The organism is Pseudobacillus badius (assembly GCF_002189605.1).
GTDB classification, from domain to species: Bacteria; Bacillota; Bacilli; order Bacillales; family Domibacillaceae; genus Pseudobacillus; species Pseudobacillus badius.
On record NZ_MWMM01000006.1, the window covers coordinates 41,870 to 58,473 of the forward strand.

The window sequence follows — 16,604 nt, forward strand, 5'->3', positions numbered from 1 at the left end:
TCATAGATGGAGTGAAAAGACATGACTTTGCGTTTTAGTGTTCTGGCAAGCGGCAGTACAGGAAACGCCTTTTACGTGGAAACGCAAGATCAGGCGTTTTTAGTGGATGCCGGGTTAAGCGGCAAGCAAATGGAAGCATTATTTGCAGAGATTGACCGTGAGATTAAAAACTTAACAGGCATTCTCGTGACCCATGAACACAGCGATCATATTAAAGGGCTCGGCGTTCTTGCCAGAAAATATAAGCTGCCGATTTATGCGAATGAAAAGACTTGGCAAGCAATGGACAAGCTGACGGGCAACATCGATGTAGAGCAGAAATTTACATTTGATATGGAAACGGTGCAAAGCTTCGGGAACTTGGATATTGAATCATTTGGCGTCTCTCATGATGCGGCCGAGCCGATGTTTTACGTCTTTCATCATGAAGGCAAAAAGCTGGCGTTAATTACGGACACCGGCTACGTCAGCGACCGGATGAAAGGGATAATAAAGGATGCAGATGCTTACGTGTTTGAAAGCAATCACGATGTGCAAATGCTGCGCGTCGGCCGCTATCCGTGGAACATAAAGCGCCGGATCTTAGGCGACTTCGGCCACGTTTCCAATGAAGATGCCGCTCTTGCGATGAGCGACGTGATCGGCGATCGCACAAAGCGCATTTATTTAGCGCATTTAAGCCAGGACAATAACATGAAAGATTTGGCCAAAATGAGCGTAACCCAAACGCTCGAAATGAAGGATATGCCGGTCGGCGAGCAGTTTGAGCTGCTGCATACCGATCCCAAGGTGCCGACGATTTTAACGGAGCTGTGATTGTGCCATCCGAACCGCCTGAGGCTTCTCAGGCGGTTTTTTCTGCAGCTGAAGACAGGCCTATTGCATTTTTGTTGAATTTTTCGACGGGAGCGTTATAATTTTTGCTACAAGGGGAAAATACTTGAGAGTATGTATTGGAAAGGGTGAGGGTGTTTGGGCTATTATGACGATGACAAAGCTGAAGGCAGAAATCAACGCGGTCCCCGCAAAAGCGGTTACTTCTTGGCCAGTCTGGCAGGATTGGTCATTGGAGCGTTGATTGTCGTATTAGCTTTGCCTAAGCTTGCCGATTATAACTTATTGCCAAACATGCAAGACAATGAAAATGTGCAAATTGAACCAGCTAAGGAACAGAAGAAAGGCCAAAATGTTTCATTGAATGTGACAACGGATGTAACGAAAGCCGTGGATAAGGCGCAGGATGCCGTTGTCGGAATTACTAATATTCAGTCCGGCAACTTCTGGGAAGGAGAGTCCTCCCAGCCGGCTGGCACAGGTTCTGGTGTTATTTATAAAAAAACAGGCGATAAAGCGTATGTGGTGACGAATAACCACGTCGTTGAAGGCGCACAGCAGCTGGAAGTGACGTTGTCAGACGGCACAAAGGTCCCTGCCAAGCTTCGCGGAACAGATATTTGGAGCGACTTAGCCGTCGTTGAAATGGACGGCACAAAGGTGAAAAAAGTAGCCGAATTTGGCGATTCCGATGCTTTGAAAATCGGGGAGCCGGTATTGGCAATCGGAAATCCGCTGGGCTTGGAATTTTCCGGTTCAGTGACCCAGGGAGTGATCTCCGGCCTTGAGCGGGCCATACCGGTTGATGTCAATGGCGACAACGTTGTAGATTGGCAGGCGGAGGTTTTGCAGACAGATGCCGCCATTAACCCCGGCAACAGCGGCGGAGCCCTTGTGAACATCGCCGGACAAGTGATCGGCATCAACTCTATGAAAATTGCGGAGCAGTCTGTCGAAGGAATTGGCTTATCCATTCCGATTAATTTTGCCAAGCCGATTATCGACAGCTTAGAAACGAAAGGCAAAATGGTGCGTCCGGCAATGGGTGTCACGCTGAGAAATGTGAACGAAATCCCATCCTACCACCAGCAAGAAACGCTGAAGCTTCCGAAAAACGTCACAGATGGCGCCATGGTGGAGCAAGTGTATCCGAATACACCGGCTTCAAAAGCAGGATTACAGGAATTTGACGTAATCGTGCAGCTGGATAACCAGAAGGTGCACGATATTTTAGAGCTGCGCAAGTATATGTATACGAAAAAACAAGTCGGCGACAAAATGGAAGTTCATTTTTACCGGAATGGAAAATTGAAAAAAGAAACAATGACGCTGACTTCTGAAGGCACCATGTAAAAAAAGACGCAGAAAAGCTGCCTGCTTTTCTGCGCTTTTTCATGATAAAATGGACAAGCAAAGGAGCGGATAACATGATCTATTGCTGCCAAGAACACACAGAGCTCGCACTCGATGTAATGGTGGATGAATACGAAAAAGCACCGACCATTGAGAAGCTGAAAGGCGAAACACGCCCGTGTGAATATTGTCAAAATGAAGCAGAATATGTAGTGGCAAACTAATATTCTCCCTACAAAATGTGGATAGTTATTGTGAGTATGTGCATAACTTTTCGGAAAAATAGAAAAATAACCTGTGGATAAGTAAAAAAGAGCGACTTATACACAAGTCTGCTCTTTTTTATCGTTATTTTGGACCCAGAGAATTCGATGGATTCTGCTATAAATCGTCAGAGCTGGAAGAAAGGAATAGCTGACTGATTTTTCAGACGAAATGAAAAGGAAATATTCACTTTTGTGGATATGTGGATAATTTTGTGGACAACCTGTTTGTAAAGTGAGGAAATGCTGTGAATATTACGATCGTAACGGTTGGAAAGCTAAAGGAGAAGTATTTGAAGCAAGGAATTGCCGAATACGCCAAACGCCTTTCCGCCTATGCCAAAATAGAAATCATTGAGGTCGCCGACGAAAAAGCACCCGAAGTACTAAGTATAACAGAAATGGAGCAGGTAAAACAAAAAGAAAGTGAGCGCATCCTGGCCAAAATCAGCCCGGACACCCACGTCATTGCCCTGGCCATTGAAGGGAAAATGAAAACATCCGAGGAACTCGCCAAAACCCTCGACCAGCTTGCCACCTACGGCAAAAGCAAAATCGCCTTTATCATCGGCGGCTCCCTCGGCCTCCACAAGGACGTCATGGACCGCGCCAACGACACCCTCTCCTTCTCGAAAATGACCTTCCCCCATCAGCTGATGAGACTCATCCTGGTGGAACAGATCTACCGCAGCTTTCGGATTAACCGGGGGGAACCGTATCATAAGTAAGCACAGAGATAGTATAGACACTTACTGATATGTAGGTGTCTTTTTTATGATTAGGGTTGGATTCAATTTAAATGTCGTTTTAAGTTTATAAGTCATTGAAATAAGTTAAGTGCTACAATAATTGTAAATAGAAGATTTAATATATAAACATTTCAGCATTTATTCGCGTTATCTAACTCTTGTTACAACAGCTAGATTTATTTGGGGGATATTATGATAAGTATAGTTAATATGAAATACGATAACATGATGAGAATGACAAAACATCTTGATGAAAAAAAGTACTACTCAGATGAGTCAGAGGGTCTTATTTTTCAATTTTCTTCACTAAATTTTATTGAGCCAGCGGGAGCAATTATACTGCTTTCTACAATTGATAGATTAAGAGAAGATTCTGTGCCATATGAATTGGAAGCAATAGAAAATATTAATAGGGATGCTATCTCTTATGGAGAAACGATGGGGATTTTTCAAAAGTTAGGACTCTCAGATGCACGTTCTTATAGTCAAGGAACTAATTACATTGCACCAACAAAAGTAGTTTTAGCTGAACTATTCGATACACTTCATGACCAAGGCAAAACAATTGAAACCTACTATGATGAGGTTGCAAGCAAAATTGTTAGGAAGATACTGGGGGACCTCGGAACAGATAGTGATGAAAATGTTAAGGACTTGTTTGAATTCGTTGTTAGAGAAATGATTAGAAATATCTTTGACCATTCACAAACAACGCATTTTTATTATGGTTCTCAATTATACCCAACTACTAGTAGTGTAGAAGTAGTGATTGCTGATTTTGGTCTTGGATTAATAAAAACTATCCCGTTTGATATCGAGGAGACTTGGTTTAGTCAGCCAACTGATGAAGATGCTATTAGAAAAGCCATGATACCTGGACTTTCTGCGTTATCAAATCATGCCTATGCCCCAGAAGATTATAAAAACTCAGGATATGGATTGGCACTTGTAAGAAGAATTGTTGAAAGAACTAATGGTTACTTTAGTATCGCTTCAGGAAAGAAAAGCATAACTTATAGTCTTTCTGAAGAAATTGTTGAAGATTGTGATATTAAAGGGACATTGATTAGAATGAGAATTAACTTAGATAGATTAAATACGATTGATTTTGACGCGATATTAGAAGATGCTAAGAAAGAGGCTTCTAGTCAAGGATATAGCAGCTCACCTTCATCAGCCTCACAAAAGTTAAAAAGTCAAAGGATATAAAACCATATGATTGATATACTTTCTAGCCGTGAAATTGCGAGCGCAATCTGGTTCATTGTCATTCTTATTTTTATTTTCTTAAATCCTACTATAAGAACATCAGTTTTTAAAGTAATACAAGCTGCAACTGCTAAGCAAATAGTCATTCCATTTGTTATTATAATTATTTATTCAATGATTTTGGTAATATTAGCTTCAAAATGCTCATTTTGGGAATGGAAGTATTTAAAGGATATTGTATTCTGGGTAACAGTTACTGGCGTACCAGTTTGCTTTGGCGCAATTACAAACAATAATAGCTATGATTTTTTAAGTATACTAAAGAACAATTTAAAATTTATTGTCATTGTTGAGTTTTTATTAAGCTCTTTTACTTTTAACATTTTCGTTGAATTGTTACTTTTACCGTTCCTAACACTTTTATTTTTGTTACTTGCCGTTGCAGATACAAAAGAAGAGTACATCAAGGTAAAAGAACTATTATCATTCATCTTGTCATTTGTAGGTTTCACATTCCTAGGGTTAACAATTAAAATAGCAATTACTAATTATACTACTCTTAATAGTTTTGATTTGCTAATTACATTTTTCATCCCTATAGTATTATCGGTGCTTTTTATTCCAATTTCTTACATATATGCTGTTTTGTCGAAATACCAGGAGCTATTTATAATGATGAGTTTTAAGGAACCAGAAGACAAGAGGATAAGAAGAATGCATAGATGGGAAATAATGAAAGTATGTAAGTTATCATATAAAAGAGTGACATACTTTAGAGAGGCATGCTTGAAAGAAATGTATGTGAATATGAGCCAAGAAGAGTTCTGCAAGATTATAGAGAAGTTTAAGCAAGCACGTTTTAATGGATAAAAAGCATTGATGAGACTTTTAGAAACCTCATTTAGATGCGTTGCGGTGAACCGTATCATAAGTAAATGAGGTTTTTCTAGCATAATAAAAGCCAGTCGATGTTTGATGAAACATCGACTGGCTTTTATTGCGTATGCCGTTGAAGTCATTGGTGTATCCGATGAGTAGGCGTACACAGACGGATTTGGGGTTCATCCATTCATCGTCTGATCCGGCGTTTAGAGACAGTCAAACCCAACAGATTTATGTTTTGAGTGCCATCTTTTCTGTCTGTTTCATAAGGCGAGTTATTCGCAGGGTTTTGCTAAACTAAGCGTTTGCCTGCCGCCGAATAATTCAACAGACCTCGGTTATTATAATACTTGATGTGACTGAATAATATTCTTAAGGATAACGGAGGGAATAAATATGGTAAAAGACTCAAATGCGCACAAAGAAAAAAGAAATGATACGGATAAGCAGCCAAATGAACAAAGAAAAAAGAAAGGGAGATCCAATGCCCGCGGAGGAAGAAATTAAGCCATTCTGTTCAAGCTGAGTGCCTGTCACCAATCGTATATTACTTGTCATGAAAACAACTGCCCTTTTTCCAGCTGGAGCGATGGGCAGTTGTTTTTCCTGTTTAAAGCTCACACAACGTATATTCAGGTTGGATTGTTTACGTTCCAAGGAAACGGCTGAGGCAGCTGTATTTGGAGGAATTCTAGATAGATGAGATTATTTTATTACAAAAGGTGTTAAAGTTTATGCACGAAAAAATTTTTATAAATTCTTCTTTGGAAAATTTTTAAAAAAAGCTTAAGATAAGACGTAGCAAGGTGAACCGCACCACGAGTAAGAACAGTAAGTAAGGATTAATTCACCGGCCAATCTGTACATAGAACATCCTTTTGCATGGGCAAAAGGATGTTTGTTCATCAGCTTAGTTTTATTTGCGTAACAAGGAGGCAGGAAAATGAAGGAAATCATTCAAAGCAAATTATCAGAAATAGAAGAGACCTATGAGGTTAAGATTTTATATGCGGTGGAATCCGGAAGCAGGGCGTGGGGATTTCCTTCGAAGGACAGTGATTTTGATGTCCGGTTTATTTATATTCATCGGCCGGAATGGTATCTGGCTATTGACCCGCAGGGAACGGGGGCCAAAAGAGATGTAATAGAAGAGCCGATTAGTGATTTGTTGGATATCAGCGGTTGGGAAATAACGAAGGCGCTGCGCCTGTTCAGAAAGAATAATCCGTCTCTTTTGGAATGGCTGAGAAGCGATATTATCTACTGTCAAAAAGGCTCATTGGTGGATCAGATGAGGTCTTTGGAATCGGAGGTTTTTTATCCGCATTCTCTGTTTTACCATTATTTGAATATGGCAAAAACTAATGATCGCGGGTATCTTAAGGGGCCGGAGGTAAGAGTGAAGAAATATTTTTATGTCCTGCGTCCTATACTGGCTTGCAAGTGGATGGAGAACTATCACACAGCACCTCCCATCTGCTTTCATGAGTTAATGGCGGCTCTTGTGCCAGAAGGTGAATTAAAAAGCAAGATTGACTATCTTTTGCATTTAAAGTCGCTGGGTGAGGAGTCAGATAGTCAGCCTCGCATTCAAGTAATCAATGATTTTGTTGAACATGAAATAAAGCACCTTGAAGAGTATATAAAAACATTGACTGTGGGAACGAAGGATCCGACGGCCAAATTGAATGATTTGTTTAGAAGCGTTTTAGCGGAAGTTTGGCAATGATCCTCCTCATAGCGGAGAATAGAGCGACTTTGATGCGGTTGAACCCTTTATGACGGCGCATGCCAAGCCTCACTTTAACGACCTGGATGGCAATAGTTGAGAATGTATGTGTAGGCGGGAAAATCCGCCAAGCACTACCGGACACATATATATAAGCGAATGGGAGAAACTCCACCCATAGTGCCTGATAAAAAAATTCATAAGGCTACCGACGCTGCAAAAGGAGCGGTCCAATATTGATTATTGGGCCGCTCCTTTTTGTTTCAGCTGGGCAAAATGTGCGAATAACTACAGACACATAAGTTTTAAGGTTTATGTAAGGTTCCATTTAAAATGGTGTAAGGTTGGCTCTCTATAATGATGTTTGTGGGAACGAAAAACGCGAGAAGCAAACATTCAGGCAGCCTGTGGAAGCGGCTGCCGGCAAGGAGAGAGTGAGATGAAAACAATCTTACAAGCGAAGAATATCCAAAAGCAATTTGGAACGAAAGAACATGTATATACAGCGCTTCAAGATATTAATTTAGATATTTATGAGGGAGAGTTTGTCGGAGTGATGGGTCCTTCGGGAGCGGGGAAATCGACGCTCCTGAATATCTTTTCAACAATAGATTTGCCGACATCGGGCGAAGTGATCATTGCAGGTGAAAATATCGTTCACATGAATGAGGAAAAGCTATCGGATTTTCGCCGCCATCAGCTAGGGTTTATTTTCCAGGATTATAACTTGCTCGATACACTGACGGTTAAGGAAAATATTTTGCTGCCGTTGGCTTTGTCGAAAGTGTCCGCTGCTGAAATAGAGAAGCGTGTCAACGACATTGCAGATGTCTTTGGGATTCGCGAAATCCTTGATAAGTATCCTTATCAAATTTCCGGAGGGCAGAAGCAGCGGACGGCAGCTTCCCGGGCCATTATCGCCAACCCGAGTTTGATTTTGGCGGACGAGCCGACAGGGGCTCTTGACTCTAAATCAGCTGCTAATTTGCTGGAAAGCTTAAGCGCTTTAAACGAGACCAATCAGTCAACGATTATGATGGTCACTCATGATGCCTATGCCGCCAGCTTTTGCAAGCGTGTCATTTTTATTAAAGATGGCCGGCTTTTTATGGAAATCCATAAGGAGCAGCAGTCACGCAAACAATTTTTTCAGCAAGTGTTAGAGGTTCTCGCTTCTCTTGGAGGTGGGCATAGTGACGTTATTTAGCCTTGCAAGAAAAAATATGAAGCAAAACTTTAAAAACTACTTTTTATATTTTGCTTCTATGATCTTTAGTATCGTCATTTATTTCACATTTGTTTCCTTAAAATATGATCAAACCATTCAAGAACGCGCCGAGTCTTCCGCGAAAATCAGTTCGGCCTTCAGCGGAGCCGCCTTCATATTAATTATTTTTGTGGCGGTCTTTATCTGGTATTCGAACTCCTTTTTCACAAGGAAGCGAAAAAAAGAGGTGGGTCTGTATTCTTTGCTTGGCGTACGCAAAAAGCAGATTGGCCGTCTGTTGTTCTACGAAAATCTCATTATGGGCTTATTCGCGCTTCTCGTCGGGATTGGCACTGGGGCTATCACGGCCAAGTTTTTTGTCGCGCTCTTGATGAAGGTAATGGGATACGAGGCATTGGCCGGCTTTTCCCTTTCACCTGCCGCCGTTATCAATACGCTGATCGTGTTTTTCATTATTATTTTGATGACTTCTTTTCAAGGCTACCGTTTGATTTACCGTTTTCAGCTTATTGAACTGTTTCAGGCGGATCAAGAAGGTGAACGGCAGCCGAAAGCATCCCTTCTTCTCGCTTTGTTGTCGGTGGTATTAATCGGTACGGGCTACTGGGTGGCCTTGCAGAATATGTTCACCTCCAACGTGTGGAAAAACCTTGGAATAATGATGACGCCCATGGTCATTTTGGCGACTGTCATTGCAGGCACATACTTTTTGTTTAGCACATTCACCGTCTATGCGTTAAAGACACTGGGAAACAACAAAAAGCGTGATTGGAAAGGAATGAATATAGTTGGCAGGTCCCAGCTCCTTTACCGGATTAAAGGGAATGCCCGCACGCTCACAATTATTGCTGTGTTAAGTGCTACTACATTGACCGCGGTGTGCACGGCCTACAGTTTTTATTACAGCAACCGGGAGACTGTCCAATCGATCGACCCGAACAGCATGATGTTTATTCGGTTAGAGGATGAGACCGCTCAAAAAGTGAATGCAACCATTGCGGCAAATAAAGACCATCAAGTGCTGCATCACCAAACAGTGGCTGCGCTGCAGCTAGATGCCAATACAGAAAAATTGAATGACAGGTTTTCGGCAACCGAAAGAACCTACAGTGTCATCAATAATCAGGCATTTAACCAGCTGGCCCAACAGCAGGGGCGCAATGACTCGTTCAGCCTGCATGGGCATGAGGCGGTTATCTTAGACGCCGGCTACATGGAACAGTTTTCACCAAAATATATTCATCAGTCAGTTGATTTAAAGGTTAACGGGCGGGAGGAAACCGTTACCTTTAAGGATTTCAAGACCTATAACGTGCTAAATATCGAGACAGCCGGTACAGTCGTCGTTGTCAGTGACGGGCTCTTTTCAAAGCTGGCAGCGGAAGTGCGGCCTGTGAGCATGGAATTATATAGGATCAGCAAGCAGGAGAAGGCGAAGCAGCTGACGGAGGATGTGGAGGTTTTGCTGACGGAGGAAGCTTTATTCTCCAGCTATTACACTGATTTTTCCAGCGTAATGGAATCAACAGGATTAATGATCTTTATGGCTGGATTTCTCGGACTGGTGTTCCTTGCTGCAACCGGAAGCATTATTTATTTTAAGCAAGTGACCGAGGCTACAGCAGATAAAGAGCGCTATCACATCTTATACAAAATCGGCGTGAGCAAAAGGGAAATCAAAAAAACAATCGCTAAGCAAACAGCTTTTGTTTTTGCTCTTCCGCTCTTCATCGGCATCATCCATTGCGGCGTAGCCTTGACCGCATTGTCAAACCTATTGCAGACAAACTTGGTCATGCCGGTTGTGATTTGTGTGAGCAGCTACACAGCTATTTATTTGCTCTACTATATTTTTACTGTTCGGTCCTACTATAAGATTGTGACAAACACCAAATAAAAAAAGGGGAGAATTCTTATGAAAAAAATCATCTTATCTTTCATTATATTAGCTGGCTTCCTCATTGGCGGCGTAGTATTTCTGCAAACTGTCAATATCAATCGCTTAGGCGCAGATAACTATTTCACGCAAATTAAAGGAGAAGGCAAAAAACTTGAAGAGAAAGCAGACACTGGCGAGAAATTCGTGAGGTATGAATATGAGCTTCCGGCTTTTGATAAAAACGGAAAAGAAAAAACAGTGACCTTTACTTCACAAAAGCAGCTTCGTGAACAAGCGTATTTAAAACTGTACGTGAAAGGCAGCAAAGGGGTCACCTCTTATGAAGAGGTAAAGAAAGAAGAGATGCCCGAAAAAGCTAAGGAAAAGTTAGGATAATTAGTTTATGATAATACAGAGAAGAATCCTTATAGACAGGATTCTTTTTTGTCTTTCAGTTCACTCATGATAAAGGAGCTTATCCATGTCGATAACTAATAAAAAAATTTTAATTATAGACGATGAGAAAGATATTCTGGCCTTGCTGAAAACGGTATTAACAAAAGAGGGTATGGAGCATATTTACACGGCTTCTACTGCCGGGGACGGATTCAAGCAGTTTGTCAAAACGCAGCCTGATATTGTCCTGCTTGATATTATGCTTCCTGACGGAGAGGGCTATGATGTGTGCAAACAAATAAGGGCTCTTTCGAATGTGCCCATCTTGTTTTTATCTGCCAAAGCAGAGGAAATCGACAAGATCTTAGGCTTTGCCATTGGCGGCGATGACTATATAACCAAGCCGTTTAGCCCGAAGGAAGTAGCTTACCGGGTCAAAGCCCAATTGCGAAGAGCAGACTTTTCGCTGCCAAATGAGCCAGCTTCAATTGTTGTCCAGGTCGGGCCTTTTGAGTTCAATGAGCAAACGATGGAATTCAAAAAAAACGGCCGGCCGATTGACCTGAAGCCGAAAGAGCTGGGCTTGATGACGCATTTCCTTAAGAATCCCAACCAAATTATCAGCAAGGAAAGCCTTTGCGACAAGGTATGGGGCGAGGAATTTATCGGCTTTGACAATACGGTCATGGTGCATATCCGCCGACTTCGGGAGAAGATCGAGGAGCAGCCGTCAAATCCGGAATACTTGCTGACGGTCAAAGGCCTAGGCTACAAGCTGGCTGTTAAGGATCGGTAGAGCATGAAGTGGAGATTAACAGGAAGATACCTCGTCTCAGTTGTGCTCGTTGTGATTCTAGTCATTCTCTTTAATATGCTTTTGCTTCTCGTTTTTTACTCATTCCAAGCGTCACAGAACGGAGCCAGCCTGTCTGAATCCGATCGTTCTTTAGATCGCTTTACAAGGGGATTTACCTCTGAATTAATTGCGGATAATGGGCAAATCAAGGTAACGGAAAAAGGAAGGAAGCTCTTGGAAGAGAAGAAGGCGTGGGTCCAGGTGCTGGATGAAACCGGAAAGGAAGTATATGCCTACCGGGCGCCTGAAGGAGTAAAGAAGAAATATACCCCCATGGAGGTCGTGAATATGTACAAATACAAGGAAGTAGATGTATATTCAACGATTTTCATCAGTGAGAAAAGGATCGGCGAAGTAAAGTACAGCTATTTTCTCGGATTTTCCAATGATTATTTACAAAGATTCATCTTTACTTTTGATGTCCGCGATATGTGGGAGCGGTTTAAGTCAGGCAGCAGCTTGTTGTTGCTTGTTGATGGCTTGATTGCTTTATTAATTGGTTATGTTTTCAGCAGGAAACTCACACTGCCGCTCAATCAATTAATTGATGGCATCAAGAGGCTGGCTAATAAAGATTACACGCTTCATTATCAGCCGAAAGGGATTTACAAAGATGTTTTCTTTAATGTCAATCATTTGTCTCATCAACTGCAAACCATAGAGAATGAAAGAAAAAAATTAGATAAGATGAGGGAAGAATGGATCGGCAACATCTCACATGATATTAAAACGCCGCTTGCCTCCATCCAAGGCTTTGCTGAAATGATGAAGGACCCCGATTACAGTTTTACACTGGAGGAAATGAGGGAATACGCTGGCATTATAGAGAAAAAATCGTTATATATGAAAGACGTCATAGAAGATTTAAATTTATCAACAAGGCTCAGAAGTACAAACGTCCTTTTAAATAGAAAAAAGGTAAATATCGTGGCGCTCGCAAGAAAGATCATCATTGATCTGTTAAATGATACAAAGTATGCCCATAGAAACATTGATTTTCAATGCGATGAAGAGGTGATCTATTTGGAGATCGATGAAATCTTGATCCGCAGAGCCATGACTAATCTGCTCTATAATGCAATGGTTCATAATGAGGAGGATGTAAAGATTGCCGTTTCTATTGAACGGAAAGAGCATACGCATATTCGGATTAAAGATTACGGCAAGGGGATCAAGGAAGAAGAGCTGGCAGTCATTTTTGACCGCTACTATCGGGGAACCAATACGGGAGAATCTCATAAAGGCTCCGGTTTAGGAATGGCGATTGCCAACGATATTATCCGCGCGCATGGCGGTGAAATCCGTATAAGCAGTGTTATTGACAGGGGGACAACCATCGAAATCCAGCTATAGACATGTACGATGATGCTGTCCAGTAAGTCTCTCGAATGAACACAGGCGGAGAAAAAGGCTGGATGCTTCGCGGTTGAGTGGAATCAAGCCAGCGGCTCCTGCAGCAGTGAGGAGAGCGCCTGCCTTCATTCGGATTAGCTTTTTTTTGCAAAGAAAAGGGGACCGGCCAAAAAGTGATGATTCCTGACTTTTTGGGACAGTCCCTCTTTTTCTGCGTGAACATCAAGCGAAGAAGCCGCTTAAAGCTCGTTGTACTCTTTTTTAAATTCTTTTGTGCTCCGAACGGTGTCAATCGGACGGACCAGCTGTTCAATTTGCGCGCGCTTTGGCTCTAAAAATGGCGGAAGCGATAATTTCTCCCCGAGAGTTTCATAAGGCTCGTCGCCCATAAACCCCGGTCCATCTGTCGCGAACTCAAACAAAATGTGCGGAGCAACCCTCACGTATAAGGAACCAAAAAAGAAGCGGTCAATGAATCCGGATGTCGGCAGGCTAAATCCTTGGATATGCTCATCCCATTTCTCTAGTTCAGCGCGGTCATCCACGCGGAAGGCGGCATGGTGAACGGTGCCGAAGCCTTGTTGCGCCTGTGGCAGAACCGTATTGTGCTCGACAATAACTTGAGCGCCATTTCCGCCTTCGCCCACCTCGAATAAATGGAAGTCGCCTTCTTGGGCGATTTCTTTAAAGAATAGGACTCTTTCTAACATTTCTTTAAAATAATCATAGTTGGAGATGCGGACAAATACCGGTCCTAAGCCGGTAATGGCATATTCCAAAGGGATCGGCCCTTTTTGCCACGGCACACCGGCGGCGACCCCCTCATCTTTTTCATCAGAAATTAACTGGTAGGCCTGATCATCAAAATCAACAAAGGACAGCGTTTTTTTGCCAAATTGCTCTTGAATGCCTGTATGCTTGACTGCTAGACGGTCAAAGCGTTTGACCCAATACTCTAAAGCTTCGTCACTTGGCACGCGAAAAGACGTTTTGGCAATCTCATTTGTTCCATGACGCCCTTTTGGAATGCCGGGGAAGTCAAAGAAGGTCATATCTGTTCCCGGATTCCCCTTATCGTCGGCGAAGAATAAGTGATAGGTTTGGATATCATCTTGGTTGACGGTTTTTTTGACTAGCCGCATGCCTAATGTGCAGGTGAAAAATTCATAATTTTTTTCCGCGCTGCTAGTAATGGCTGTCACATGGTGAACGCCTTTAAATTGCATGGTTGGTTTCCTCCTCTAAGTGTTTTTTTAAGCAAGCAGCATCCAATTGACGGCTGCTACGACTAGGCCAAGCACAAGCAAAACGAGCGGCAAGGCCATGTTCTTAACTGGATCCTTCATTTTTAGATGGGTAAAGACCGCACCTGTCATGGTGGCTGCGATCATTAGGCCGCCTGCTATTGCGAGAGACGGCAGCCAAATACCGGCTATGAGAACGACAGCAGATAGTATTTCGAACAATCCGGTAAATATCCGGAAATGATCACTGTATCCGAAGTATTCAAACCCTTTCTTCATGGCTTCTGATGTGAATTTTTGATAACCGAACAGAAGAAAACCTATTCCCAGAACGACTTGCAAAACAATGGATAGAACGGTCATTATGATTGCACTCCTTTATATTGATGGGATTAATTCATAATTCTCTAATTCGAGATAAATGGCCAGAAAAGGCTGCTCTGCTTGATGAAAGGATGGAACAGCCGTCTCTTTTCAAATTCTCTACCATCAGTTTAATACTCAACTGAATAAAATGCAACCTTTTTATTTCGAATTCGAGATATTTATTTATTAAGGTGAAATTTACGGGGCAGAGAGGGTTTTAAGGGCGTCATCTGTCCCGGGAAAGGGTATAATTGATTGGAAGAAGCAGACATTAAGCAAGAAGTGAAAGCAATAGGATGGTTTAATGAAACGGAATAGAAAGGAGAAGCCATGACAAAAGGGAAAGAAACCGGATGGAATTTAGATAACAGCTATGCCCGCCTGCCGAAAGAATTTTTTTCAAAGGCTGAACCGGCTCCTGTTTCCTCACCGGAGCTTGTTATGTTCAATGACCAGCTGGCAGCGGATTTAGGGTTGGAGATACAGGAGCTGCGCAGCAAAGAAGGGGCAGCCGTATTTGCCGGAAACTGCATCCCTGACGGCGCTTCGCCTCTTGCCCAGGCCTATGCGGGGCATCAGTTCGGACATTTTACAATGTTGGGAGACGGCCGGGCTGTGCTGTTGGGCGAACAAATCACTCCTGCGGGAAGCCGGATGGATATTCAGCTGAAAGGGGCAGGCCGAACGCCTTATTCCCGCGGGGGAGATGGCCGGGCGGCACTTGGACCGATGCTTCGCGAATACATTATTAGCGAGGCGATGCATGGACTGCGCATTCCTACTACACGCAGCCTGGCGGTAGTAACAACCGGCGAGCCGGTCATTCGCGAAACAGAATTGCCGGGCGCTATTTTAACGCGCGTGGCAGCCAGTCATCTGCGCGTCGGCACTTTTCAATACGCCGCCACCTGGGGCACGGCGGAGCATCTGAAGCTGCTTGCTGATTATGCCCGGAAGCGTCACTTTCCGGACATACAAGCAGATGGAGGGGAGCATTTGGCTCTCCTTCAAGAGGTGATCAAGCGCCAAGCTGCGCTTATTGCCAAATGGCAGCTGGTGGGCTTTATCCATGGGGTGATGAACACCGACAACATGACGATTAGCGGAGAAACGATTGATTACGGACCTTGTGCTTTTATGGATGCGTATGATCCGGCTACAGTGTTCAGTTCTATCGATGTGCAAGGACGCTATGCTTATGGAAACCAGCCGTATATTGGCGGATGGAATTTAGCGCGGCTTGCTGAGGCGCTGTTGCCGCTGCTGCATGAGGAAGAGGAGCAGGCTATTGAACTGGCCCAAAACGAGCTTTCCCGCTTTGCCGAGTTATATCACGCCCACTGGCTTGCGGGGATGAGAGCAAAATTGGGAATGTTCCATGAAGAATCCGAGGATGAATCCCTTGTGAAGGACTTGCTGGACATGATGCAAGCGCATCAAGCGGATTATACCAATACATTTCGGGCATTAACGCTCGGCGCGCTTGACGAGATGGCGCTGTTTCAATCTCCAGCGTTTGCTGAATGGCAAAAGCGCTGGCAGGCAAGACGTGATAGACAGCCTGAATCAAAGGCGGATTCGAATGAGCTGATGCGAAACAGCAACCCGGCTATTATTCCGCGGAATCATCAGGTGGAAGCCGCCCTGGCAGCGGCCGAGCAAGGAGATAACAGTGTAATGAAAAAGCTGTTAGAGGCGCTTGCGGATCCTTATGCGTATGCCCCGATGCAAGAGGCATACGCGGCGCCGCCAGCTCCGTCTGGCCGTCCATACCGGACATTTTGCGGCACCTGATACAGAGGGCTGTGTGATCAGTCTCTAAACATAAAAACAGGCGGATGTTTCCCGCCGGAATGGAAATCAGCCTGTTTTTAAGAAAAGAAAAGGGCCTGTCCCCAAAAATCATTTTTCATGAACTTTTGGGGCAGGCCCTTTCCCATTTCTTTAAAGGAAAAAGTCGCTACAGGGAATTTCATCCATATTCTACTCGCTTCAGATCAGCTTTTCCCCTCATTCAATACAGCCTCTCTATTTTCACAGTTAGCGGCAATTTTCTTGATTCCCTGTATCAAATTTAAGGCAATCTATGTACAATAAGAGATAATACTACTAGAAATCAGGTAAAAATTAACGATTTAGCCTTTGGCTGTGCTAAGAAGTTTATTTTAATTTCTCTATGATTGGAGACCGAGCGAATGGTAAGAGAACAAACAAGATACTCTCGGCTGGCGCAAATTACAGAGATTATCAAAAAAAAATCAGA

15 protein-coding genes are annotated in these 16,604 nt (G+C 43.1%); 13 read left to right on the forward strand and 2 right to left on the reverse strand.

Features of this window, described 5'->3' with window-relative positions; genetic code table 11:
• The first annotated feature begins 21 nt into the window (after positions 1–21).
• The 12 genes from B1A98_RS11780 to B1A98_RS11835 all read left to right on the forward strand — a co-directional run bounded on the left by B1A98_RS11780 (position 22) and on the right by B1A98_RS11835 (position 12,731).
• Complete coding sequence (locus tag B1A98_RS11780; protein WP_063386041.1) at positions 22–816, forward strand: MBL fold metallo-hydrolase; 795 nt, start codon at positions 22–24, stop codon at positions 814–816.
• 156 nt (positions 817–972) lie between these two features.
• Positions 973–2,187, forward strand: a complete 1,215-nt coding sequence (locus tag B1A98_RS11785; protein WP_063386042.1) for a S1C family serine protease — start codon at positions 973–975, stop codon at positions 2,185–2,187.
• A 74-nt stretch (positions 2,188–2,261) separates the two neighbouring features.
• On the forward strand, positions 2,262–2,411 hold the full coding sequence (locus B1A98_RS11790; protein ID WP_065849528.1) for a CxxH/CxxC protein: 150 nt from the start codon (positions 2,262–2,264) through the stop codon (positions 2,409–2,411).
• A gap of 287 nt (positions 2,412–2,698) precedes the next feature.
• Positions 2,699–3,178, forward strand: a complete 480-nt coding sequence (gene rlmH, locus B1A98_RS11795) for a 23S rRNA (pseudouridine(1915)-N(3))-methyltransferase RlmH (RefSeq protein ID WP_063386043.1) — start codon at positions 2,699–2,701, stop codon at positions 3,176–3,178.
• A 213-nt stretch (positions 3,179–3,391) separates the two neighbouring features.
• Positions 3,392–4,408, forward strand: coding sequence for an ATP-binding protein (locus tag B1A98_RS11800; RefSeq protein WP_063386044.1), 1,017 nt, complete (start codon positions 3,392–3,394; stop codon positions 4,406–4,408).
• Between the two features lie 6 nt (positions 4,409–4,414).
• Complete coding sequence (locus B1A98_RS11805) at positions 4,415–5,278, forward strand: hypothetical protein (RefSeq protein ID WP_063386045.1); 864 nt, start codon at positions 4,415–4,417, stop codon at positions 5,276–5,278.
• A 955-nt stretch (positions 5,279–6,233) separates the two neighbouring features.
• Entirely contained in the window at positions 6,234–7,019 is a 786-nt protein-coding gene (locus B1A98_RS11810) for a nucleotidyltransferase domain-containing protein (RefSeq protein WP_063386046.1), read from the forward strand.
• Positions 7,020–7,458: 439 nt separating this feature from the next.
• Positions 7,459–8,226: an ABC transporter ATP-binding protein gene (locus B1A98_RS11815; RefSeq protein ID WP_063386047.1), complete on the forward strand. Its 768-nt coding sequence runs from the start codon at positions 7,459–7,461 to the stop codon at positions 8,224–8,226.
• Positions 8,213–10,144, forward strand: a complete 1,932-nt coding sequence (locus B1A98_RS11820) for an ABC transporter permease (protein ID WP_063386048.1) — start codon at positions 8,213–8,215, stop codon at positions 10,142–10,144. The genes B1A98_RS11815 and B1A98_RS11820 overlap by 14 nt, the downstream gene beginning before the upstream one ends.
• Before the next feature lie 18 nt (positions 10,145–10,162).
• Positions 10,163–10,522 carry a YxeA family protein gene (locus tag B1A98_RS11825; RefSeq protein WP_063386049.1) on the forward strand — a complete coding sequence of 120 codons (360 nt, stop codon included), beginning with the start codon at positions 10,163–10,165 and terminating at the stop codon, positions 10,520–10,522.
• 85 nt (positions 10,523–10,607) lie between these two features.
• Positions 10,608–11,318 (forward strand): response regulator transcription factor, encoded by a 711-nt coding sequence (locus B1A98_RS11830; RefSeq protein WP_063386050.1) that lies wholly within the window; start codon positions 10,608–10,610, stop codon positions 11,316–11,318.
• A gap of 3 nt (positions 11,319–11,321) precedes the next feature.
• A complete protein-coding gene (locus B1A98_RS11835) occupies positions 11,322–12,731 on the forward strand; it encodes a sensor histidine kinase (RefSeq protein WP_063386051.1) in 1,410 nt (469 codons plus the stop codon).
• Positions 12,732–12,970: 239 nt separating this feature from the next.
• Here the strand turns inward: B1A98_RS11835 and B1A98_RS11840 are convergent, their stop codons facing one another.
• Together B1A98_RS11840 and B1A98_RS11845 are read right to left on the reverse strand one after the other, a co-directional pair.
• The gene (locus tag B1A98_RS11840) at positions 12,971–13,957 is read right to left on the reverse strand and encodes a ring-cleaving dioxygenase (RefSeq protein ID WP_063386052.1); all 987 of its coding nucleotides are present in this window, start codon (positions 13,955–13,957) and stop codon (positions 12,971–12,973) included.
• A gap of 27 nt (positions 13,958–13,984) precedes the next feature.
• Positions 13,985–14,338 (reverse strand): DoxX family protein, encoded by a 354-nt coding sequence (locus B1A98_RS11845; RefSeq protein ID WP_063386053.1) that lies wholly within the window; start codon positions 14,336–14,338, stop codon positions 13,985–13,987.
• A 333-nt stretch (positions 14,339–14,671) separates the two neighbouring features.
• On the opposite strand from B1A98_RS11845, the gene B1A98_RS11850 reads away from it, so the two are divergent.
• The gene (locus B1A98_RS11850) at positions 14,672–16,135 is read left to right on the forward strand and encodes a protein adenylyltransferase SelO (RefSeq protein WP_063386054.1); all 1,464 of its coding nucleotides are present in this window, start codon (positions 14,672–14,674) and stop codon (positions 16,133–16,135) included.
• Positions 16,136–16,604: the final 469 nt, after the last annotated feature.